This is a genomic window from Nonomuraea terrae (genome assembly GCF_004348995.1).
GTDB lineage: Bacteria > Actinomycetota > Actinomycetes > Streptosporangiales > Streptosporangiaceae > Nonomuraea > Nonomuraea terrae.
Genome location: NZ_SMKQ01000008.1, coordinates 1 through 18,696, shown reverse-complemented (window position 1 = coordinate 18,696; position 18,696 = coordinate 1). Strand labels below are relative to the sequence as shown.

31 protein-coding genes and 1 tRNA gene are annotated in these 18,696 nt (G+C 69.0%); 7 read left to right on the top strand and 25 right to left on the bottom strand.

The features are described from left to right. Window positions 1–78: 78 nt before the first annotated feature. From E1286_RS04975 to E1286_RS04895, 19 genes are all read right to left on the bottom strand, one after another. Entirely contained in the window at window positions 79–528 is a 450-nt protein-coding gene (locus tag E1286_RS04975) for a hypothetical protein (RefSeq protein WP_132609124.1), read from the bottom strand. Beyond that, a complete protein-coding gene (locus E1286_RS51885) occupies window positions 525–989 on the bottom strand; it encodes a WhiB family transcriptional regulator (RefSeq protein WP_246074461.1) in 465 nt (154 codons plus the stop codon). Before E1286_RS51885 ends, E1286_RS04975 begins: the two co-directional genes overlap by 4 nt. Continuing rightward, on the bottom strand, window positions 976–1,170 hold the full coding sequence (locus tag E1286_RS04965) for a hypothetical protein (protein ID WP_132609120.1): 195 nt from the start codon (window positions 1,168–1,170) through the stop codon (window positions 976–978). Before E1286_RS04965 ends, E1286_RS51885 begins: the two co-directional genes overlap by 14 nt. Further along, window positions 1,160–2,200: an adenine nucleotide alpha hydrolase family protein gene (locus tag E1286_RS04960; RefSeq protein WP_132609118.1), complete on the bottom strand. Its 1,041-nt coding sequence runs from the start codon at window positions 2,198–2,200 to the stop codon at window positions 1,160–1,162. Before E1286_RS04960 ends, E1286_RS04965 begins: the two co-directional genes overlap by 11 nt. Beyond that, window positions 2,197–2,361 (bottom strand): hypothetical protein, encoded by a 165-nt coding sequence (locus tag E1286_RS47550; RefSeq protein ID WP_165969574.1) that lies wholly within the window; start codon window positions 2,359–2,361, stop codon window positions 2,197–2,199. The genes E1286_RS04960 and E1286_RS47550 overlap by 4 nt, the downstream gene beginning before the upstream one ends. Then, window positions 2,354–2,524 (bottom strand): hypothetical protein, encoded by a 171-nt coding sequence (locus tag E1286_RS47545; RefSeq protein ID WP_165969573.1) that lies wholly within the window; start codon window positions 2,522–2,524, stop codon window positions 2,354–2,356. The genes E1286_RS47550 and E1286_RS47545 overlap by 8 nt, the downstream gene beginning before the upstream one ends. Then, window positions 2,521–2,715: a hypothetical protein gene (locus tag E1286_RS04955; protein WP_132609116.1), complete on the bottom strand. Its 195-nt coding sequence runs from the start codon at window positions 2,713–2,715 to the stop codon at window positions 2,521–2,523. The genes E1286_RS47545 and E1286_RS04955 overlap by 4 nt, the downstream gene beginning before the upstream one ends. After that, window positions 2,712–3,200 carry a hypothetical protein gene (locus tag E1286_RS04950; RefSeq protein ID WP_132609114.1) on the bottom strand — a complete coding sequence of 163 codons (489 nt, stop codon included), beginning with the start codon at window positions 3,198–3,200 and terminating at the stop codon, window positions 2,712–2,714. The genes E1286_RS04955 and E1286_RS04950 overlap by 4 nt, the downstream gene beginning before the upstream one ends. A 196-nt stretch (window positions 3,201–3,396) precedes the next feature. Beyond that, window positions 3,397–3,705 (bottom strand): hypothetical protein, encoded by a 309-nt coding sequence (locus E1286_RS04945; protein ID WP_132609112.1) that lies wholly within the window; start codon window positions 3,703–3,705, stop codon window positions 3,397–3,399. Next, a complete protein-coding gene (locus E1286_RS04940; protein ID WP_132609110.1) occupies window positions 3,702–4,082 on the bottom strand; it encodes a hypothetical protein in 381 nt (126 codons plus the stop codon). Before E1286_RS04940 ends, E1286_RS04945 begins: the two co-directional genes overlap by 4 nt. Beyond that, the gene (locus E1286_RS04935; RefSeq protein WP_132609108.1) at window positions 4,075–4,584 is read right to left on the bottom strand and encodes a hypothetical protein; all 510 of its coding nucleotides are present in this window, start codon (window positions 4,582–4,584) and stop codon (window positions 4,075–4,077) included. Before E1286_RS04935 ends, E1286_RS04940 begins: the two co-directional genes overlap by 8 nt. Continuing rightward, the gene (locus E1286_RS04930; RefSeq protein WP_132609106.1) at window positions 4,581–5,492 is read right to left on the bottom strand and encodes an ATP-binding protein; all 912 of its coding nucleotides are present in this window, start codon (window positions 5,490–5,492) and stop codon (window positions 4,581–4,583) included. The genes E1286_RS04935 and E1286_RS04930 overlap by 4 nt, the downstream gene beginning before the upstream one ends. Then, entirely contained in the window at window positions 5,489–5,755 is a 267-nt protein-coding gene (locus E1286_RS04925) for a hypothetical protein (RefSeq protein WP_132609104.1), read from the bottom strand. Before E1286_RS04925 ends, E1286_RS04930 begins: the two co-directional genes overlap by 4 nt. Further along, window positions 5,752–6,075, bottom strand: a complete 324-nt coding sequence (locus E1286_RS04920) for a hypothetical protein (RefSeq protein WP_132609102.1) — start codon at window positions 6,073–6,075, stop codon at window positions 5,752–5,754. The genes E1286_RS04925 and E1286_RS04920 overlap by 4 nt, the downstream gene beginning before the upstream one ends. Beyond that, the gene (locus E1286_RS04915) at window positions 6,072–6,305 is read right to left on the bottom strand and encodes a hypothetical protein (RefSeq protein WP_132609100.1); all 234 of its coding nucleotides are present in this window, start codon (window positions 6,303–6,305) and stop codon (window positions 6,072–6,074) included. Before E1286_RS04915 ends, E1286_RS04920 begins: the two co-directional genes overlap by 4 nt. Further along, on the bottom strand, window positions 6,302–6,703 hold the full coding sequence (locus E1286_RS04910; RefSeq protein ID WP_132609098.1) for a DUF6197 family protein: 402 nt from the start codon (window positions 6,701–6,703) through the stop codon (window positions 6,302–6,304). Before E1286_RS04910 ends, E1286_RS04915 begins: the two co-directional genes overlap by 4 nt. A 194-nt stretch (window positions 6,704–6,897) precedes the next feature. After that, a complete protein-coding gene (locus tag E1286_RS04905) occupies window positions 6,898–7,605 on the bottom strand; it encodes a BRO-N domain-containing protein (RefSeq protein ID WP_132609096.1) in 708 nt (235 codons plus the stop codon). Next, window positions 7,602–7,943: a hypothetical protein gene (locus E1286_RS04900; protein WP_132609094.1), complete on the bottom strand. Its 342-nt coding sequence runs from the start codon at window positions 7,941–7,943 to the stop codon at window positions 7,602–7,604. Before E1286_RS04900 ends, E1286_RS04905 begins: the two co-directional genes overlap by 4 nt. Continuing rightward, window positions 7,940–8,194, bottom strand: coding sequence for a helix-turn-helix domain-containing protein (locus E1286_RS04895; protein ID WP_132609092.1), 255 nt, complete (start codon window positions 8,192–8,194; stop codon window positions 7,940–7,942). Before E1286_RS04895 ends, E1286_RS04900 begins: the two co-directional genes overlap by 4 nt. 157 nt (window positions 8,195–8,351) lie before the next feature. Between E1286_RS04895 and E1286_RS04890 the strand changes: the two genes are divergently transcribed. Continuing rightward, window positions 8,352–8,822: a helix-turn-helix domain-containing protein gene (locus E1286_RS04890; protein WP_132609090.1), complete on the top strand. Its 471-nt coding sequence runs from the start codon at window positions 8,352–8,354 to the stop codon at window positions 8,820–8,822. A gap of 235 nt (window positions 8,823–9,057) precedes the next feature. After that, window positions 9,058–9,369 carry a hypothetical protein gene (locus E1286_RS04885; RefSeq protein ID WP_132609088.1) on the top strand — a complete coding sequence of 104 codons (312 nt, stop codon included), beginning with the start codon at window positions 9,058–9,060 and terminating at the stop codon, window positions 9,367–9,369. Between the two features lie 545 nt (window positions 9,370–9,914). Here E1286_RS04885 and E1286_RS48765 read toward each other — a convergent pair. Next, a complete protein-coding gene (locus tag E1286_RS48765; protein ID WP_187368117.1) occupies window positions 9,915–10,298 on the bottom strand; it encodes a hypothetical protein in 384 nt (127 codons plus the stop codon). A gap of 26 nt (window positions 10,299–10,324) precedes the next feature. Here E1286_RS48765 and E1286_RS04875 point away from each other — a divergent pair, with 26 nt between their 5' ends. Then, window positions 10,325–12,016: a site-specific integrase gene (locus E1286_RS04875; RefSeq protein ID WP_132609086.1), complete on the top strand. Its 1,692-nt coding sequence runs from the start codon at window positions 10,325–10,327 to the stop codon at window positions 12,014–12,016. An 89-nt stretch (window positions 12,017–12,105) separates the two neighbouring features. Here E1286_RS04875 and E1286_RS04870 read toward each other — a convergent pair. From E1286_RS04870 to E1286_RS49030, 3 genes are all read right to left on the bottom strand, one after another. Next, window positions 12,106–12,178: transfer RNA gene (locus E1286_RS04870), tRNA-Ala, on the bottom strand. Between the two features lie 16 nt (window positions 12,179–12,194). Further along, the gene (locus tag E1286_RS04865; RefSeq protein ID WP_132609084.1) at window positions 12,195–12,923 is read right to left on the bottom strand and encodes an HAD-IA family hydrolase; all 729 of its coding nucleotides are present in this window, start codon (window positions 12,921–12,923) and stop codon (window positions 12,195–12,197) included. Window positions 12,924–12,938: 15 nt separating this feature from the next. Beyond that, window positions 12,939–13,058: a DLW-39 family protein gene (locus tag E1286_RS49030; protein ID WP_218154143.1), complete on the bottom strand. Its 120-nt coding sequence runs from the start codon at window positions 13,056–13,058 to the stop codon at window positions 12,939–12,941. Window positions 13,059–13,472: 414 nt separating this feature from the next. Between E1286_RS49030 and E1286_RS04860 the strand changes: the two genes are divergently transcribed. The 3 genes from E1286_RS04860 (at window position 13,473) to E1286_RS04850 (ending at window position 16,817) form a co-directional block, all read left to right on the top strand. Then, the gene (locus tag E1286_RS04860; protein ID WP_132609082.1) at window positions 13,473–13,685 is read left to right on the top strand and encodes a heavy-metal-associated domain-containing protein; all 213 of its coding nucleotides are present in this window, start codon (window positions 13,473–13,475) and stop codon (window positions 13,683–13,685) included. 176 nt (window positions 13,686–13,861) lie between these two features. Then, a complete protein-coding gene (locus tag E1286_RS04855; RefSeq protein ID WP_246074458.1) occupies window positions 13,862–14,581 on the top strand; it encodes a hypothetical protein in 720 nt (239 codons plus the stop codon). 22 nt (window positions 14,582–14,603) lie between these two features. Continuing rightward, on the top strand, window positions 14,604–16,817 hold the full coding sequence (locus tag E1286_RS04850) for a heavy metal translocating P-type ATPase (RefSeq protein WP_132609078.1): 2,214 nt from the start codon (window positions 14,604–14,606) through the stop codon (window positions 16,815–16,817). Here E1286_RS04850 and E1286_RS04845 read toward each other — a convergent pair. Continuing rightward, a complete protein-coding gene (locus E1286_RS04845; RefSeq protein ID WP_132609076.1) occupies window positions 16,800–17,969 on the bottom strand; it encodes an MFS transporter in 1,170 nt (389 codons plus the stop codon). The genes E1286_RS04850 and E1286_RS04845 overlap by 18 nt on opposite strands. Further along, the gene (locus tag E1286_RS04840; RefSeq protein WP_132609074.1) at window positions 17,966–18,415 is read right to left on the bottom strand and encodes a carboxymuconolactone decarboxylase family protein; all 450 of its coding nucleotides are present in this window, start codon (window positions 18,413–18,415) and stop codon (window positions 17,966–17,968) included. Before E1286_RS04840 ends, E1286_RS04845 begins: the two co-directional genes overlap by 4 nt. 67 nt (window positions 18,416–18,482) lie before the next feature. Here E1286_RS04840 and E1286_RS04835 point away from each other — a divergent pair. Next, window positions 18,483–18,696, top strand: a 214-nt coding sequence (locus E1286_RS04835; RefSeq protein WP_132609072.1) for a GntR family transcriptional regulator, incomplete at its 3' end; no start/stop codon positions are given.

Sequence of the window (18,696 nt, the reverse complement as noted above, 5' to 3'; positions counted from 1 at the left end):
ACTTCGCGTCCTTGCACGGCCGGCAGCGGCAACGGCCGGTCCGGTAGCGGGACAAGGTCCCGTGCGAGTGCTCGGTCATCACGCCCGCCCCGCCTCTTTCGCCCTCTCCTTGGCCTTCTTCTTCGCCGACAGGCACACCTTGCACGTGTCGTTGATCCGGGAGAACTGGGAGATCGGCTTCGATCTGAAGCAGGTGACGCAGGACTTGCGCTCGACCCGCTCGTGCTCGACCAGACCGAATGCCCGCAGCGCCTCCCCCGCCAACTCCATGTCAGATGCATGGTCGGGGTGGGTGCAGGGCCGGCAGTCGCACACGTCGCTGCCGTGCTCCGGGCAGACCGGGAGGAGGGCGCACTCGTGGCGGCCCAGCACCAGCTGGACGATCACGCGCGCCGCCGCGGCGCGCTCCGCCTGCTCCACGTCCTCGGAGCCGCGCGCCCGGTGCAGGGTCGCGTCCGCGTTGTAGCCGCCGACCGATCGGCTCGGCTGATAGACAGCCAGGTCGATCATCGCTTCCGTGGCCATCACGCCACCGCCTCCTTCTGCTGCCGCTGACGCGCCCGCACCTCGCGGTTGGCCTCGTTGGTGCACGGCTTGCAGTACCGGTTGAGGCCATCGGACTGGCGGCGGTCCTTCGGGAAGTCGCCGGCAGGCTTCGTCTCAGTGCAGGCGGGGCACCACTTCGCCGTGACGGGCTCCGTTTCTGCGGTGTCCGCACGCCTCTCGTAGGAGGTTCTCCTCTGCCACGCGCGGCGCCTGGAGCGCCTCTCGTCCTCCCCGAGGCCACCCCAAACTCCCGCGCCCTCATTGCGCTCGAACGCACCCTGAAGGCAGGTCTGCTGCACGGGGCAGCGCCCGCAGATCGCGGTCGCCCTCGCCTCACGCGCCTGCCGCTCGTCGATCCGCTCGCCGGGCCGGCCGAAGAACAGCAGCAGGTCCGCGCCGCGGCACGCGGCACGCTCGGTCCAGTTCCAGTTAGGCGTCGCCACTGGTCTTCTCCTTCTCAACGTGGGGGGTGGGGGTGGCCAGGAGTTGCGCGGCGAGCTCCACAAGCTCGGCGGCGAGGTCGACGCGGGCGTGCTGGCGGTTGTGGTGGGCGACAGCGCGGGCCACTCGGGCGTCCAGTTCCGCGTCCGTCGGCCGCTCCAGGGCGGTCAGGTCAGGCGCCATCAGGCACCTCCGCCGCAACCACGGGCTCACCAGAGCGGCACGCCCACGGGGAGCAGCCGTCCGGGTCGCCGTTCTCCAGCCGGGCGTCAGCGATCTGGCCGAACACGTCCGTCTGTCGAGACCGCCACTCGTGCCCAGTCACGCGGTCGATGGGGGCCTCGTCCAGCGGGACGCGGGAGGCGTGCAGGTACTCGCGGATCCCGTCTTCGCGGGGGACGGCGCGTAAGGCGTGATCAAAGGCGACAGCGTCAGCCCATTCTTCGGGGTGGTTGTCGCGCATCTCGCGCCACTCCCGGTTTCCCTTGAACGGGCAGCCGACGCAGGCCGAGCGGGGTGTCGCTCCCCAGCCGTGGGCCTTCAGGTAGCGGCGGCAGTCCGCACGGGTCCACCCGGTCCGTCCGTCCGCGGCTCCCGGCATGTCCAGGAGGGGGAAGTAGCTGCGCAGGTAGTTCACGCCGGAGTCTTTGGCGCGGCCAATCTCATCGCGGGAGATGCCGACAGCCTGATCGGCGAAGACGTCGCGAGGGATCGGTTGCGGGTGCGGGTATCCGAGCAGGTCCCTAGTGCCCCGCTTGACCGCCTTCAGCTTGTACTCGTTGGTGCACTGGCGCCGGCCCATGCCCTGCGCTTCGCCGGTCCCGCGACACTTCGGGCACGTGCCCGTGTAGGTGGACGGGCCTTCGCCGTCGTAATCGGGCAGCGGCAGGTCGTAGACGTAGCCGAGGTGGCCGTGCGGGATGCAGGTCGGGCACGGGCCGAGAGTGAAGGTCGGCAGCGACACGAAGCGGTGCGCCGGGTCGAGGGCGTCGTCGCGGATGTTGCTCGTGGACACGCGCACGATCGGCAGCCCGTGGGCGTCGGCGTACTCGGTGAGCCGGTCCAGGTGGTCGTAGACCCTCTGCGGCTCCCAGCCGGTGTCGGCGAAGATCGCAGCGTCGAACGGCTTGATCCTGCCTTCGCAGGCGAGGAGTACCAGGGCGGTCGATTGGACGCCGGCCCCGAGGCTGAGCGTCCGAATAGCAGCGCTCACAGGTGCTGCCCTCCTCTCTTGAGCTCGGGAAGGTCGAACAGGGTGTCCGTCTGCGGCTGGCGCTCCGCGGCGTACGGGCAGTCCGCCTGATGGGCTTCCGCGTAGCCCTCGAACGCGGCGACGGTGCAGCAGTAGGCGGGAGGCGGCGTCGGCTCAGTCACGATCGCTCTCCTCGAACACGTCGTGGAGGTCAGCGGCACGGACACGGCTGGTCGGGCGGCTGCGGTAGGTGGCGGCCATGAGTACGCCCAGGCCGATCCCCACGACGCCGGTGATCACCGCGAGCACGAACAGCTGGCCGAAGGTGAACATCACGACGTTCATGCCGCGTTCTCCTTCGAGGCGTAGGGGTGGGGGTAGTCGGGGGCAGCCATCGGGAAGACGGCGAGAGAGGTCGTGCGGCGCCGCGAGAAGTCGTCGCCCTGCGCGGGGCGGATCTGGGAGAGCGCCGCCCACCCGGTGTAGGAGCCGTGACGGCAGTGGCGGCCACGACGGCGGGAGAACAGGCGGCTCACGACTGGATCGCCTTTGTGTCCGCCTCGTCGACCTCGGCGACGCCGCTGTGCGGGTCCTCCGGGTTGCACGTCGCCCCGTACGAGTGGCGGTAGCCCTTAGGGCTCGCCGGGCTGATCGACACCTGCCACACCGGCTCCAGGCAGTGGACGCAGTGGCCGTCCGGCTTCGTCTCCGGGAACGAGCCCGGCCCTTGAACCGTGGTCGGCTCGATCACGTCGGAGCCGTTGCTCCTCGGCGGAACCGCACCCAGGGGAAGCTGCGCGATGACGTCGCCGCGCATCTTGGCCTGCCGCCGGCCGATCGTCTCGTGCAAGTCCGTCACGACGCTGTCGATGCTGGCAATCTCCGCCTTGAGGCGGGTGCGCTCGGAGCGGAGGATGTCCAGCTCCTTCTCGTCGCGCTCGTTGAGCTTCCGGAAGTGGGCGATGCCTGCTTCGGTGAGAGCGGGGAGGGCCGGCGTATCGGTCGCGTAGGGGTTACTCACTTGGTGCTCCTGGGTCAGAAGGGTCTTGGAGTGCCGGCGGGTGCCCCCGATAGGTCACCCACCGGCAAGTCATCGGGTCAGGCGGAACTGTCGAGGTCGCTGCTCGGCCACTCGGATCGGTCCTGAAGGCACAGGCAGCCAGCGCACTTTCCGCAGCGCTCGCCCGTCTCGTACAGGGCCTGGCATTCGAGCTCCGTCACGACGCCTCCCGCTTGGGCGCGTCCCACGAATGGACCTTCAAGCCCTGCTCGTACGCCCACTCCGGTTCGCCGAACGTGACCTCGTCGTGGTGCGGCCGGCAGATCGGGACGGCGTTGCCTGGGTCTGTGATGGAGCCGCCGCGCCCCCGCGACAGCGGCTCGTGCACGTCATCCGCCAGCCGCGGGCAACCGTCCACGACGCAGCCGGGCTGCATGTCAGGCCACAGCTTGCGGACCATCGCCCGGCGCCTGCGGTTCTCCTGCTCGCGCTTCTTGCTGACGCGGCGGATCGGCGTGCGCTTCATCGCCCGCTCCCCGCCACCTGGTAGGCGGCCCGAACCGAGTTCGCCAACGCCATCACGACCATCGCCTGGTCGCGGACGACCCGCAGAAGGTCCTGCGCCGCCTCACGCTTGGCGACCGCCAGGTCGTACTGGTAGCGCTGGTTCTTCACCTGCTCGTCCACCCAGGCGTCCCGGTCAGCGGTCGTGTAGCCGCCGCGGGCGACCTTCGGGCAGTGGTCGGAGAACAGCGCCCGCCGGCGGGCCGCCTCGTAGCCGTGTTTGGCGTTCACCTCTTCGTCGCGGACCTTGGCCAGCGTCTGCTGCGACATGGTCAGATCGGTGACGATGCGGCGCAGTCTGGCCTCGATGCCGACCGGTGTGGTCAGGTCGTCACTCACCACGCTCACCCGCCTCAATGGCAGAGCGGGTGAAACGCTCCAGCATCTGCGTGAGCTGACCGGACTGGTAAGCCGCCGCGATAGCATCCTCGGCGCCGTCCGCGACCTTCGTCATCGTGTACGGCTCGCCCTGCCCGACCTCGATGCCGGGCACCTCGAAGCCGTTGACGTCCACCGGATGGCCCGCCTTCTTGCACACGTCCAGGACGGCCTTCTCGAACGCCGGCCGAACAGCGGTGGTGGTGACCGTCTCCACCTCGCTCGGGTAGGTCTCCTCCACCCAGGCGGCGAACTTTTCCCGATCAGTCACCCGGGCGCTGGTGCGGCCCTTGGCCTGCCCGACGGACCCGGCGACCGTCCCGTCCGGCAGCACCGCGTTGGTGCGGTCCCCAGGCAGGGCGGTGGTTCGGATCTCGGCGTCGGCGTTGGCTTTGGCCTGCTTGAGGCGTTCGGTCATGACCTTCAGCACGACCTCGGCCAGCGCCACATCGTTGGCGATCACGCAGCCTCACCGCCATCAACGGCAGGCTTGGCCTTGGACAGCTCCGACCAGCGGCGACGGGCCAACTCCCCGAGCTGGATCGCCTCGTCGTGCTCGTCGACCACCTGCGCCCCGAACAGGCCGCGCTTGCGGATCTCCGCACCAGCCGCGGCGACGTCGTCGAGAGTGGCGTACTGGTCGAGCAGCAGGTCCCGGAAGTGCAACGCGTCCGGGTTGGGCTTGCCATCGCCGAGCCACGCGGCGATCTCCTGCGCGAACTCCGCTCCCGGCTTCGGGACCACCCGGCCGGCGATCGTCCGGGCCCGCGACTTGGAGATGACCAGCGTGTTCTCGTGGTCGAGGTCGCCGACGATGTCGAACTCGTACTCGATGCCTTCGCGCTGCTCAGGCTTGAGGCCGACCTTCCGCGGCACCTTCCGGCCGCGCTGGTCCTCCTCGATGACGTAGTCCGTCTTGGACCGCATCGTGACGATGACGTGGCCCGGGTACGACACGAGCGCGTCGATCATCTGGCGTTCCTGCGGGCGGGCTTCCTTCCACCCGCCGAAGCTGTTGCCGCCGTAGCCGCGCTTGGCCGCGGCGTCGACCTGCTCCAGCATGCCGCCGGTCCCGGACCAGAAGTGCGTCAGCGAGTCGACGACGACCACGTCATGACCCTGCGCTGAGGCAGCGGCAAGGGCCTGGCACAGGGTGATCGGCTCGAACGACTGGAGGTTGAGCCGCGAGAAGGGGAACTCGTCGGCGTACTTGCTGGCCGATCCGCGCTCGGTGTCGATGACGGCGACCGTCTGCCCGAGCGTCGTGGCGATCGTCAGCGCCGTGTAGGTCTTCCCGGAGCCGGTCGGGCCGGTGAGCGCGATGCGCGCCTTCGCCTCGTCCTTGGTCGCGGGCTCGAACGTGAAGTTCACTGAAGCTGCTCTCCCTCGTCGTTGGGGGTGTAGTCCGCGCGGTCATGGAAGGCTTCGGGGTCGTCGTCCCGGGTCCACGGGGTGAAGGCCGGCCGCGGGTGCTCCCGCTCGTACTGCTCGACGGACGCCTGAGAGATGACCTCGTGGTCGCCCGCGATGGACTCCAGGTGCAGGTCACCCGAGGCGATCAGCGCCTCAACCTCGTCGAGGGTCTTGCCTAGGCGCTTCGCGGCGGCGGTGCGCGTCCACCAGCGGCCCGTCATGGCGTCGCTCCCGCTTCCTGTTCGGCGGGCTGGTCAGCGAGAAGCAGCAGGCCGGCGTCCAGTGAGTGCAGCATGTACGCCTGCAGGCGGTCCTTGCCGAGCTTGCGTCCCGCCTGCCGGATCGCCATGTGAAGGCGGGCGTGAGAGCCGCGAAACACCATGTTGCGCTTGCCCTTGTGGCCGTACGCGGTCACGCAGTACAGGCCGTCGGGGGACGTCTTCGGCGAGTGGATCGTCACCGTGAACCCGTTGAAGTGCAGAGCTGCCAGGTAGTGGATGGCCTGCTCGCAGTCGAAGAGCTCGTCGCGGATGCGGGTCATGACGCGACTCCCGCCTGCTCGACGAAGGCGCCGTGGCGGGGGAACACGTTGACGGTGTCGCGCCCCTCCAACGTGATCGACCAGCCGAGGGAGAACACCTCGCGGGCTCCGGCCCGGATCGCGTCAGCGGCAGTCGCCGGCACCAGCTTCGTGATGACCAGCTCGCGGTCGTCCAAGACGAGCGTGTCGCCGACCACCAGGGAGGGGCCGGTCATGGGGATGCCCTTCACGCCGCCTCCTGCTCAGCGAGGTGCGCGGCCTTCGTGAACGCGTCGTACACCTCGGCGTCGGACGCGGCGTCCAGCCGGATGCTCAGCGTCTCCACCAGGTCAGCCACGGGCATGTCAGGCGGGCACAGGCCCGGGGTCGCGGCGTCGGCGAGGAAGTGTCCGGCGGCGACCAGCGCCCGGTCCTGCTCCTCCCACTCGTGCGTCCGCTCCCAGCACAGCGCCGTCCACACGCCAGGGTCGTCACCGGCGGCGAGGGCCATCGCGCCGAACGCGTCGACCTGTCCGTCGCGGATCTCGTAGTGGTCGGTGCACCTGCCGCGCTGCTCCAGAACACTGCTGGCGCCGGCCAGGATGCTCGCCGGCGTCACGCCGGTCGTCTCAGGTGAGATAGTGGTCATTGGTTCCAGCTCCTTAAGTCGTGGTCCGACTGGGGTGTGAGCGGGATCGCGGGCTCGGCAGGTCACATCTGCTGGGCCCGCAGCCGTTCAAGGGGTGGGCTGCTCGGCCGCGGTCTCTTCGGCGTCGTCCAGCTCGCGGAACACGCACCGGACGTGCCAGCCAGCAATCACCTGGTCGCGGTACTCGGCGAGGGTCACGACGCGCCGCCCGCGTTGGGAAAGTCGATGACGTCGCCGATGGCCATCTGCTCGTGGTCGGCACCGAGCTGGTCCTGGGCGAAGCCGCGCAGCTTGGCCGACGTGTCCATGTACTTGTGGAACAGGGCCGGGATCCAATGCGGGAGAACCTCCCAGCACGAGCCGGTGAACCAGAACCACGGCTGGTACTTCGACTTCGGGTCGCCCGACTGGCGCAGGACGCCGGCGCTGCGGAGGATCCGCCGGAAGTGGACGACGGAGACGTTCACGCCGTATCGCTGCCGGACGACGGCCGTCGTCTCGTCCCACGTGTACGTGGCAGGGTCCAGCGGGTCGCTCGGCGTACGAGGCGCGATCGTGTACCCGCCAGTCCTGCGGATCTCCGGGAGCACCTCGCGGTACACCCAGTTCTGGAACCTGATCACCGTGTCCCGCACGTCGGCGTCCTTGATGCGGGCCGCCTGTCGCATCCCGATGGCGCGGTAGAAGCCAGCCTCGGTAACGAAGGACACCTTCTGGTCGCCGCCAAGGGTGGGAGCTATCTCCCACCCCTTCTCCTCGTCCGGGATGGTGCGGAGCATGTCCTTCGCGGCATGGAAGGAGAGCGCCCGAGCCAGGCCGGGAGCGGCAACCTTGAACGAGTCGGCGTCCGGAGTGACGCGGAGTTCGAACTCGCCGTTGTCGAAGAGCTGGATGTCGTTCACGCCGTACTCTCCTGTCGGTACAGGCGCGACACCGACCGGTCAGCAACCGGGATGTTCGCGTTGGTGGTCGCGGGGGGCCGCCTGCGCTTCACCTCGCGCTTGGGCGGCTGAGGGCTGCGCTGCTGCTCGCGCTCGCTCTTCTCGGCCGGCTTCGTCTGCTTGGCCGGCTGCTCGGCGGAGCGCAGGATTTGCTCGATCTGCTGCGGGGTCCAGAACACGTGGTGGCCGAGCTGGCTGCGCGGGATCTCGCCGGCGGCGCCCTTTTTGTACATCCAGTCGGCGCTCTTGCCGAGGAGCTTTCCGGCTTCGCGGGCGTTGTAGCGGACGGGCGGTGTCACTCCGGCTCCCGCTTGCGCTGCAAAACGACGAGCGGGCAATTCAGGGCAGTGGCTAGCAGTCGAAGCATCTCGGGGGTGGCGTTGCGAGTGCCGGACTCGATCTCGCTGATCAAGCTGACGGACTTTCCGAGCCGCTGCGCGAGGGCGGTCATGCTGAGTCCGGCCATCTCACGGGCGTAGGTGACGGCTACGGGCTCATGGTTGAGCGGGTCCTTGGGCCGCTTGCGCTGCCGGGTGGTTGCGTTCGTCATGTTGCGAAGGTAGTGCGAAGTGGTGCGAAGGGTCAACCCTTCGCGCGAAGTTGTTTCTGTCCCATTCGCACCACATGCACCACTGTCAAGACGCTTTACATGCCGACAGTGGGGTTCTGACTGGACAGCGGTGCGAAGGGATGCGAAGGTGGTCAACATGAGTCAGCGACCAGAGCCACCCCCAGAGGGCGCTCTCATCAAGGACGCGCTCACCAAAAAAGGCCTATCTGCGCGCGCTGCCGCCACCGCGACCGGCATCAGCGAAGGGCGCTGGCGGCAGATCGTCAGCGGCTACCAGATCGTGAGCGCAGGCACCTACGCCCCCGTACGCGGACCCAAAGACACCGTTGCCCGCATGGCAGACGTGGTCGGCCTGACACCAGAGGACCTGGAGAAGGCCGGCCGTAGCGATGCCGCCGAAGAGTTGCGCGCCATCCGCGAGGCCAAGGAGGCGTCAGCACCGCTACGCCTGCTCCCCGACGAGCCGAAGTCACCCAGAGAGGTGGCGCTGGAACAGCTTTTCGAATCCATGAACGAAGAGTTGCGCCAGCTCAAGGCTCGGGTCGACACGCTTGAGGCCGACCACGAACGGGATGAGAGCGGCGACGCCCATCGCCGCGGCGCGTAAAGCCAGCAAATCTTTTCGCGAGTTCCCGAGATCAAATTTTCAACCGTTGTTACGGAATGGGCACGATTCGGCGCGCGGTATAGACCCAGTTCGGGGGCCACGCGTCTTATTGTGGTCCCGACAGCTCATAGGCGAGGGATAGCCAAAAGTCGTCGCATCCAGGGGAGGTGCGGACGTTTTGACGTCCCCTCACGCAAATTCCGATCCCTCCTACAGGAAATTAATCGATAGGGCCATGCGGCTCCTCGACCGGTCGTCTGCGCGCGAGCAGGCTCTCGTAACGAAGGTGGCGTTCGCCGAGATCGCCCTGTCCGAAGCAAGGCGCCAGGCCAGCCTCGCCGCTGACGCAGCCGACGTCCCGGTGGAGATCTCGAAGGCTCTGCGCGCCCCCAGGGGCGTCGATAGCGTCGTGGAGGTGTACCACCGCGGCGTCAGAATCAGGTCCCTGCTGCATGCCCTCGGACGGCGCGACCCTGCTCGCGAGGCGCGGGTATGGCAGTGCCTGCGCGAACGCGTTGACCGCGAACTGGAGGCGCGGGCAGCATGAGTAGCCGATCGGATAAGTCAGACAACGTCGTCCGGCATTACCGACGGGAAAGCCTGGAGCGTGAGATAGGCGCGATGTCGCTCACGTTTGATGACGGTGACGAAAACACAATGCTGCTCGTTAATCGCGACGACCCCGCCGCGAAATCGGCGATCAAAAGAGTGATCATCTGGCTTGGGGGCGTCAGCGGTCTGGGATCACTCGTCGAGTGGGCGAAACGGTCCAGTCGCAGTCAGATGGCGGTCGCGGTCGCCGCCGGCACCGCGGTGGTCTCCACGAGCGCTTACGCCCTCGTCTCGGTAGCCGTGGAGCCCCAACCTCTTGAGCAGCCGCCTACGGCCGCGCGCGTTATCACGCTTCCGCCCAGGCCGCCGGTGACGATCACTGCGACACCGGACCAGCCGCGGACATCGCGAGAGGCCCAACCCTCTGCCGATCAGCAGGCTGACCAGCCCGGTGCTGACCGACCTCAGGACCCTGCTCCTAGGCCGCCGCGTGATCCATCTCCGGAACGATCCAGCGATCCCCCGCCTGCTCGCGCGTCCTCACCTGCCGGCGACCCGCCGGCCGCGCGCCAAACCCGGCAGGCCGAGGAGAATGCCGCCGCACCTGAGCGGTCTCAACGTGCCGACCCGCCGAGTAGCAGCCCGAGGGCCGCGGACTCCGCCACGCTCCCAGAGGCTGAGCCGGAGTCGGGACCGGAGCCGACGCCTGAGCAGGAACCCAACCCGCGACCGGACGAACCCCGCCCCGAGGCCGAGCCTGAGGGCGAACCGGAGCCTGAACCCGAACCCGAACCCGAGCCTGAACCTGAGCCTGAACCTGAGCCGGAGGATCCTGGGCCCGACTCCGGAGACGATGAATGCGACGGCATAGGGATCGGGATCGGCGGCATCGACCTCTGCGTCCTCGGCTAGCCTGCGTTCCATCCCCCTCAACCCTCAAGGAGCCCTCCATGGCGTTCCACCAAGTCCGCAAGGACAGCGTCATCGTGGCCCGCTGGAAGCGGGCCGATGGCAGCTACGGGACCAAGTCGCGCCATCCCGACACGGGGGAGTACTGGGCGGACGCCGAGGAGGCGGAGTCGTGGGGCAACTGGATGGAGGACCTCGAACAGCGAGGCCTCGCCCCGGACTACCGAAAGCGGAAGCAGCAGCCCGAGCCGGAGGCGGCAGACGAGGACGAGGTCACGGTCGATCAGTGGTTCGCCCGCTGGTGGCCGGGCATCGACCTGAGCTTGAAAGGCCGCAACAACTACGCCTACATCTTCAGGGCCCACGTGCTCCCCGAGTGGGGGCACTGGCCCCTGAGCGCCATCAAGGCGTCCGATGTGAACGCGTGGGAACAGCGCATGATCCAGGCAGAGTACAGCCGTACCGGCGTCGCTCAGAGCGCCCGCACACGCCTGACCACGCTCCTGGGCGACGCCGTCACGGAAGGGCTGATCGGCTCCAACCCGGCGCTGCGCCAACGCCACCGCGGGCGCCGCTCCGGTGCCGGAACCGCTGGCCGCGGCCAGGAGAAGAAGGCCATCAGTCCGTTCCATGCGCTCGTCACCGCAGAGCGCATGGGCGTCATGTCCGGCCGCGACGACGAGTTCATCTTCGGGGTGACGGTCGCCTGGTGTGCGCTGCGAGACGGGGAAGCGTTCGGGTTGCAGCGGTCCGACGTGAAGTTCGGGAAGATCCGCCTCGACTGGCAGCTTCTGGAGGAAGTCGGCGAGTTCTATCGCCTGCCGCCGAAGGACGACAGCAACCGCGACATCGACCTCCCGCCTTTCCTGCAGGATCTGCTCAACCGGCAGATCGCCGCCCACCCGGACCGGCAGTGCGCCTGCAAGCCGAGGACAATCCCCGGCCAGGAAGAGCAGCCATGCCAGGGCGGGCCCTACATCTTCCTGGGTGAGCGAGGGGCCCACCCGCGCCGTTCGAACTTCAGCCGGCGGGTGTTCCAGCCTGCGGTGGACGGCTGGTACCCGGACGCTAAAGGCAAGCGGAGGGCGGGAGACCCCGTCCTCGTCGCGGTCGACTCGACGTGGCCAGGCGCTCCCGTGCCGTCGTGGCCGAAGGCAGTCAAGGGCGAGCCATGGGAGCCGCGTCCTGTCCGCGGCTATCAGCGGAGGCCACTGCATCTCGGGGTGAACGCGGCGTCATCCAAGAACGACTTGGTCGCGTTCGCTGTCAGGCAGGGCATGACGGAGAGGGACGCGCGGCAGTTGACGCGCGAGCAGATACTGGCCCGGTTCATCCGGCCGGTCCCTGCGGACGCATCGGTGGCCACGTGGCTGCCCGTCGAGAAGGGGCTGACTCTGCACGAGCTCGGCCGGCACACGCACTCGACGTGGCTGATGGACCTGAGTTGTCCGCTGCAGCTTCGAGACGACCGGATGGGGCACGCCTCGCCGGACATGCGCGGGATGCGCGAACGGTACTCGCATGTGACGCCGGAGTCTCGGGTGTGGTTGCGTGGAGAGCTGGAGCGGTTGTGGGACGGCGCATTGGCAAGGCGAGCTTGGTTCGATCTTCACTCGCCGGTGAAAGTCCTCGACGAGCTGCTGACTCCATTCCGTGACGGACGACGGGAGCCGATCGCCCCGTACGAGCGTCGCGGAGAGGTCCTCGAATTCCCCGCCGCGACAGTGGGTTAATGGCCCGGAATCGCGAAACCATCGCGAAAAACGACAACGCCCCGCTTCCGGATCTTCCGGAGCGGGGCGTTTACGTGTCCTGAGCTGGGTGGAGCCTAGGAGATTCGAACTCCTGACTTCCTGCTTGCAAAGCAGGCGCTCTGCCAACTGAGCTAAGGCCCCTCGGGTCGAAGATAGCTTACCCGGACGAGGAAGCCACCTGCGTCGTGCCGAGGTCGTCGCTGAGGATCAGGTCAGGGAAGTCGGCGATCGAGTCGAGGATGTGGGTGGCGCCGCCCTTCAGGAGGCGTTCGCGGCTGTGGACGCCCGTCATCACGCCGGCCACGATCGAGGCGCCGGCGCGCTTGCCGCACAACATGTCGCTCTCCGAGTCACCCACGACGGCCACCTGGCGGACGTCTTCCACGCCCAGGCGCAGCACCGCGTGCAGGACCATGTCGGGCCAGGGGCGACCACGGCCGCCGGCGTCCTCCGGGGAGATGGCGAGGTCGATCTTGTCGTGCCAGCCGAGCACGCTGAGGACGCGGCTGAGGGTCGTACGACTGAAGCCGGTGATCAGGGCGAGCTTGCTGCCGGTGCCGCGGAGCTTGTCGAGAACCTCCAGGACGCCGGGCATGGGGACGAGACCCGCCCGTTCGATGGCGCCCTCGTAGGAGCGTTCGAACGTCAGGTTCGCCGCCTGGGCCTGGGCCTCGTTTCCGGGGAAGATCCCGCGGAAGACGTCGATCTTGGGACAGCCCCGGGACCGGTGCACGTGAACCATGGCACGCGCGTACGCTCCGGTCCCGGGCACTATGCCCTGGGTCGCGATCGCCTCGGCGAAGGCGCGCTCGACCATGGCGATGTCACCGACCGTGGTGCCCGCCAGGTCAAGGCACACCAGCTTGATGGGGACGACGTCGCTCATCGCCTCGCCGGTCGGTTAGTTCTCGGTGCCGGTCGCCTCGGTCCAGAGATCGAGCTCTGCGCGGTCGGCCTGCACCTTGCGCCAGATCAGCAAACCCCCGAGGGCGATCAGCGCCAGAACGAGCAGCTTCTTCACGGTGTGACCCCACTTCTTCGACGGCCTCACCTGCCGGGGTGAGACCCAACGGTTGACAAGCAGCCTAGCAAGGGATGGCTGCGCTCCCTGTGTTGCGCGCTGTCCAGATGTGTGGAATGCGCGAAGGGTAGCCCTTCACCCCCAGGTGAGGCCCACCTTCGCTCCTGACCGAATCCGGCCGGCCCGCCGTGGACGACATCCGAGACCCCGTTCCAGGCAACCTCATCAATGGACAACAGCCTGATCATGCCAAATATCCCGCCGACGCGCGCATCCGAGGTATGTCACTCGTGGGTTGACATACCCCCCACAGGTATATTAGGTTCCGCTTCAGGCCGCCGATACCCTAGGGGGGTACGGTGTTAGACTTCTAGGCGAAGAATGAGTAGTGACGCCACATCTAAGGAGAGAGCCGTGAGCACGACCACTTACACCGTGAAGGGCATGACCTGCGGCCACTGCGTGAGCTCCGTCAAGGAGGAGGTCGGCGAGGTGGCCGGCGTGACCAAGGTCGAGGTCGACCTGGCCAGCGGCCTGCTGACCGTTGACAGCGACGGGCCCGTCGACCCGGCGAAGATCGCCGCCGCGGTCGAAGAGGCCGGATACGCATTGGCAGGGCGGTCATGAACACGGCCGCCGAGCTCGGTTCCTACGCCCTGGGGCTCACCGTCGTCTTCGGGGGTGCCCTGGGCGTGGGCAAGGTGACAGCCGTGACCCCGAGCCCAGCGGCCACAAGGCAACAAAGACAGAAGCCTCAACGCCTGCAGAAGACGTGGGCGACCATACCCCCGGGGGGGCTCCAAGTGTCTCAGGACGGCTACACCCTCGACCCCATCACACCGATCGCGACCGGCGCGCCCGCCGACTTCACGTTCCGGATCATCGGCCCCGACGGCGGGCCGGTCACCGGCTTCGAGGTCGCGCACGACAAGAAGATGCACCTCATCGTCGCCTCCCGCGACCTGACGAGCTTCCAGCACGTGCACCCCGAGATGGCCCCCGACGGCACGTGGTCGATCAGGCTGGCGGTCCCGGAGGCGGGCCCGTACCGCGCGTTCGCGGACTTCGTCCCGCAGGGCGCGGAGGGGCTCACGCTCGGGGCCGACCTGCAGGCCGCGGGCGACTACCGGCCCAAGCCGCTTCCCCAGGCCGGCCGCACGACGAGCGTCGGCGACTACACTGTGAGCCTCGCCGGAGACCTGGTCGCCGGGCGTTCCAGCAAGATCACGCTGACGGTGAGCAAGGGCGGCGAGCCGGTCACCGACCTGCAGCCCTACCTCGGCGCGTACGGTCACCTGGTCGCGCTGCGCGCCGGAGACCTGGCCCATCTCCACGTACATCCTGAAGAGAGCGCCACGGCGGGCCCGGAGATCGTGTTCTACGTCGAGGCGCCGAGCCGCGGCGACTACCGCCTGTTCCTCGACTTCCAGCACGAGGGTGAGGTCCGTACGGCGGCCTTCACCGCCACGGCCACCACCGCCGACGAGGACGACTCCCCCGCGGCCACCCACGGCCACAGCTGAGGACGCGAAGAAAGGAGAGGTCATGACTTCCCTCACCGAGACCGGCACCGAGTCCGGGGAAAGGGCCGTCGAGCTCACCATCGGCGGCATGACCTGCGCGTCCTGCGCCAACCGCATCGAACGCAAGCTCAACAAGCTCGACGGCGTGACCGCGTCGGTCAACTACGCGACGGAGAAGGCGAAGGTCACCTTCCCCTCGGGCGTCGACCCGCAGGACCTGATCAGCGAGGTGGAGAAGGCCGGCTACACGGCCGCGCTGCCGGCGCCGCCGCAGGCCGAGGAGCCGCCCGACGAGCTGCGCTCGCTGCGCCAGCGGCTGATCACTTCGGTGGTGCTGTCCGTGCCGGTGGTGGCGATGGCGATGATCCCGCCGCTGCAGTTCACGTACTGGCAGTGGTTGTCGCTGACGCTGGCGGCGCCGGTGGTGGCGTACGCGGGCTGGCCGTTCCACAAGGCGGCGTGGACGAATCTGCGCCACGGCGCCGCCACCATGGACACGCTGATCTCGCTCGGCACGCTCGCCGCGCTCGGCTGGTCGGTGTGGGCGCTGTTCTTCGGCGAGGCGGGCATGCCGGGCATGACGCACCCATTCGCGTTCACGATCGAGCGCGGGGCCGGGGCGGACGCGATCTATCTGGAGACGGCCGCGGCGGTGACGGCGTTCATCCTGGCCGGGCGCTACTTCGAGGCCCGCTCCAAGCGGCGGGCCGGGGCGGCGCTGCGGGCGCTGATGGAGCTGGGCGCCAAGGACGTCGAGCTCGCCGACGGGCGGCGCGTGCCGGTCGAGCAGTTGAAGGTCGGCGACCGGTTCGTGGTGCGCCCCGGGGAGAAGATCGCCACTGACGGCGTGGTCGAGGAGGGCTCCTCGGCGGTGGACGCCTCGATGCTGACCGGCGAATCCGTTCCGGTCGAGGTCAAGCCGGGCGACGGGGTGACCGGCGCGACGGTGAACGCGGGCGGCCGGCTGGTCGTCCGGGTGACCCGGGTGGGGGCCGACACGCAGCTCGCGCAGATGGCGCGGCTCGTGGAGGAGGCCCAGACGGGCAAGGCGCAGGTGCAGCGGCTCGCCGACCGCATCTCGGGCGTCTTCGTCCCCATCGTGATCGCGCTCGCCGTGGGAACACTGGGCTACTGGCTCGGTACGGGCGAGGGAGCGACGGCGGCGTTCACCGCGGCGGTGGCGGTGCTGATCATCGCCTGCCCGTGCGCGCTCGGCCTGGCCACCCCGACGGCGTTGCTGGTTGGCACCGGCCGGGGCGCGCAGATGGGCATCCTGATCAAGGGCCCCGAGGTGCTGGAGTCGACGCGCAGGATCGACACGGTCGTCCTGGACAAGACGGGCACGGTCACGGCGGGCACGATGTCCCTCACGGCCGTCCACCTGGCCGAGGGCGAGAGCCGCGAGGAGGTGCTGCGGCTCGCGGGGGCGCTGGAGCACGCCTCCGAGCACCCGATCGCCCGCGCCATCGCGCGGGAGGCCCGCTCCGACGCGACGGTGGAGAGCTTCGCGAACGTCGAGGGCCTCGGCGTGCAGGGCGTCGTGGACGGCCACGCGGTCCTGGTCGGCCGGCCCAGGCTGCTGGCGGAGTGGTCCCAGCACCTGCCCGCCGACCTGGAACGCGAGCTCGCCGACGAGCAGGCCGAGGGCCGTACGGCGGTCGCGGTCGGCTGGGACGGCCGGGCCCGCGCGGTGCTGGTCGTGGCCGACGTGGTCAAGCCGACCAGCAAGGAGGCGATCGAGCAGCTCAAGGCGCTGGGTCTGACCCCGGTGCTGCTCACCGGTGACAACGAGGCCGTGGCCAGGAGCGTGGCGGCCGAGGTGGGCATCGACCAGGTGATCGCCGAGGTGCTGCCCGCCGACAAGGTCGACGTGGTCAAGCGGCTGCAGTCCGAGGGCAAGGTCGTGGCCATGGTGGGTGATGGCGTCAACGACGCCGCCGCGCTGGCCCAGGCCGACCTGGGCCTCGCGATGGGCACCGGCACCGACGCGGCGATCGAGGCCTCCGACCTCACGCTCGTGCGGGGTGACCTGAAGGTGGCGCCCGACGCGATCAGGCTCGCGCGCCGGACGCTCAAGGTCATCAAGGGCAACCTGTTCTGGGCGTTCGCCTACAACGTGGCCGCGCTGCCGCTGGCCGCGCTGGGCCTGCTCAACCCGATGATCGCGGGGGCGGCGATGGCGTTCTCCAGCGTGTTCGTGGTCAGCAACAGCCTGCGGCTACGCGGGTTCAGGTGACGTCCGCAGCAGGGCCCATCTGACGGCCGGCGCCATCGCGGCGCCGGCCGCCACGAACACGGCGCCGGTCACCAGCCACCCCAGGGGGCCGCCGCCGATCACCAGCGTGGTCAGCACGACGGGCCCGAGCATCCGGGCCACGGCCACGCCGGTGCCGAAGAATCCCTGGTACTGCCCCTGCCGGTCGTCGGGGGCGAGCGTGAAGCTGATCTCCCACGACCCCGAGGCCAGCAGCATCTCCGCCGCGACCTGCAGCACCACGCCGACGAGCAGGAACATCCATCCGTACGGGCTGAGCGCGAACACCGCGCAGGCCGCGAACATCACCAGCCCCGCCAGCCGGACCGCCGCCGAGGCGTCCCGCAGCCCCTTGATCCGCCGGGCGACGCGCACCTGGAAGAGCAGCACGCTGCCGGTGTTGACGAGCAGCAGCACGGAGACCATCCAGGACGGCGCGCTGGTACGGGTGGCGATCCACAGCGGCACCACCAGGCTGAGCAGCGGCATGTAGAACAGCATCACCGCGTTGATCAGCGTGACCAGCGCGTACGGCCGATCCCTGAGCACCGCGAGGCGCGGCCCAGGCGAGACGGGCCCGGGCGGCACGGCGGGCAGAGCGAGCAGCAGCCCCGCGGTGAGCAGGAAGGTCAGGGCGTCCAGGGCGAAGAGGGTCAGGTACGCGGCCGGGGTGTCGAGGTGGAGCGCGATCCCGCCCAGCGCGGCGCCGACGGCCAGGCCGCCGTTGAGCGTGGCTTGCAGCGCGGCCCGGACGACCGTGCGTTCCGCGGGCTCGACCAGGGCGGCGAGCAGCGCCTGGCGCGCGGCCGACAGACCGGTCTGCGCGGTGCCGTACAGGCTGGTCGCGAGGACGAACAGCGGGAACGAGCGGACGACGAGGAAGGCGGCGACCGCCGCGGCGGTGGCCAGCGCGAGCATGACGGCCACGCCGCGCGGCCCGCGCCGGTCGGCGAGGTGCCCGAGCGGCACGCCGGCCACCGAGCCGACGGCCCAGCCCACGGTGAGACCGAGCCCGATCTCGGTGGCCGATAACCCGACGATCCTGGCGAAGTAGAACGCGGATGTGACGAGGAAGACGCCGTCACCGATGGACCCGGCAAGCTGCGCATGCACCAGGATCCGCCGAAATTTCATGATTTGTACGACTCCGGCGTCGTCCGCATCGCAACCCCGATCCGGTTCCAGGCGTTGATGGCGGCCACGGCCATCACGAGCGCGGCCAGTTCCTCCTGCGTGAAGTGGTCCGCCGTCTCCTGCCACACCTCGTCGGTGATGTCACCGATGGAGAGCCTGGTCGCGGCTTCGGTGAAGGCCAGCGCGGCACGCTCGCGCTCGTCGAAGAACGGCGCCTCGCGCCAGACCACGACCGCGTGCAGGCGGGCGTCGCTCTCCCCCGCCTTCTTCGCGTCCGAGCTGTGCAGGTCCACGCAGTAGACGCAGCCGTTGATCTGGCTGGCACGCAGATTCACCAGGTGGAGCAGGGACGGAGGAAGCGGAGTGCCCCTGATGTACGCGTCCACCCCGGCCAGCGCGCGGTACGCGGGGGCGGCCAGCGCGTGCAGGTCCATTCGTTCGGTCATGAGTCCATCGTGGACCGCTACTTGTCCCGCGATAAGCTCCAATTTCCAGCGATCCGATTGGGCCAAGATGGACGTGCACATCAGCCTCGAAGGCCGCGCCGACCTGACCGCACAGGTCTACCGGCAGCTGCTCGACGCCATCCTCGACGGCCGCCTCCGCTCGGGCGAGCGGCTCCCGCCGACCAGGGAGCTGGCCCGCCGGCTGGAGATCTCCAGGAACACCGTCGCGCTCGCCTACGACCGGCTGGTCGCCGACGGGTTCCTGGTAGGGCGGGCGGGTG

Coding starts and splice junctions, on each gene's coding strand:
- E1286_RS04965 (WP_132609120.1), bottom strand. CDS start 1,170: ATGGCGCCTGACCTGACCGCCCTGGAGCGGCCGACGGACGCGGAACTG.
- E1286_RS47545 (WP_165969573.1), bottom strand. CDS start 2,524: ATGAACGTCGTGATGTTCACCTTCGGCCAGCTGTTCGTGCTCGCGGTG.
- E1286_RS04945 (WP_132609112.1), bottom strand. CDS start 3,705: ATGAAGCGCACGCCGATCCGCCGCGTCAGCAAGAAGCGCGAGCAGGAG.
- E1286_RS04925 (WP_132609104.1), bottom strand. CDS start 5,755: ATGACGGGCCGCTGGTGGACGCGCACCGCCGCCGCGAAGCGCCTAGGC.
- E1286_RS04920 (WP_132609102.1), bottom strand. CDS start 6,075: ATGACCCGCATCCGCGACGAGCTCTTCGACTGCGAGCAGGCCATCCAC.
- E1286_RS04910 (WP_132609098.1), bottom strand. CDS start 6,703: ATGACCACTATCTCACCTGAGACGACCGGCGTGACGCCGGCGAGCATC.
- E1286_RS04895 (WP_132609092.1), bottom strand. CDS start 8,194: ATGACGAACGCAACCACCCGGCAGCGCAAGCGGCCCAAGGACCCGCTC.
- E1286_RS04890 (WP_132609090.1), top strand. CDS start 8,352: ATGAGTCAGCGACCAGAGCCACCCCCAGAGGGCGCTCTCATCAAGGAC.
- E1286_RS04885 (WP_132609088.1), top strand. CDS start 9,058: ATGCGGCTCCTCGACCGGTCGTCTGCGCGCGAGCAGGCTCTCGTAACG.
- E1286_RS48765 (WP_187368117.1), bottom strand. CDS start 10,298: ATGGAACGCAGGCTAGCCGAGGACGCAGAGGTCGATGCCGCCGATCCC.
- E1286_RS04875 (WP_132609086.1), top strand. CDS start 10,325: ATGGCGTTCCACCAAGTCCGCAAGGACAGCGTCATCGTGGCCCGCTGG.
- E1286_RS04865 (WP_132609084.1), bottom strand. CDS start 12,923: ATGAGCGACGTCGTCCCCATCAAGCTGGTGTGCCTTGACCTGGCGGGC.
- E1286_RS04850 (WP_132609078.1), top strand. CDS start 14,604: ATGACTTCCCTCACCGAGACCGGCACCGAGTCCGGGGAAAGGGCCGTC.
- E1286_RS04845 (WP_132609076.1), bottom strand. CDS start 17,969: ATGAAATTTCGGCGGATCCTGGTGCATGCGCAGCTTGCCGGGTCCATC.
- E1286_RS04840 (WP_132609074.1), bottom strand. CDS start 18,415: ATGACCGAACGAATGGACCTGCACGCGCTGGCCGCCCCCGCGTACCGC.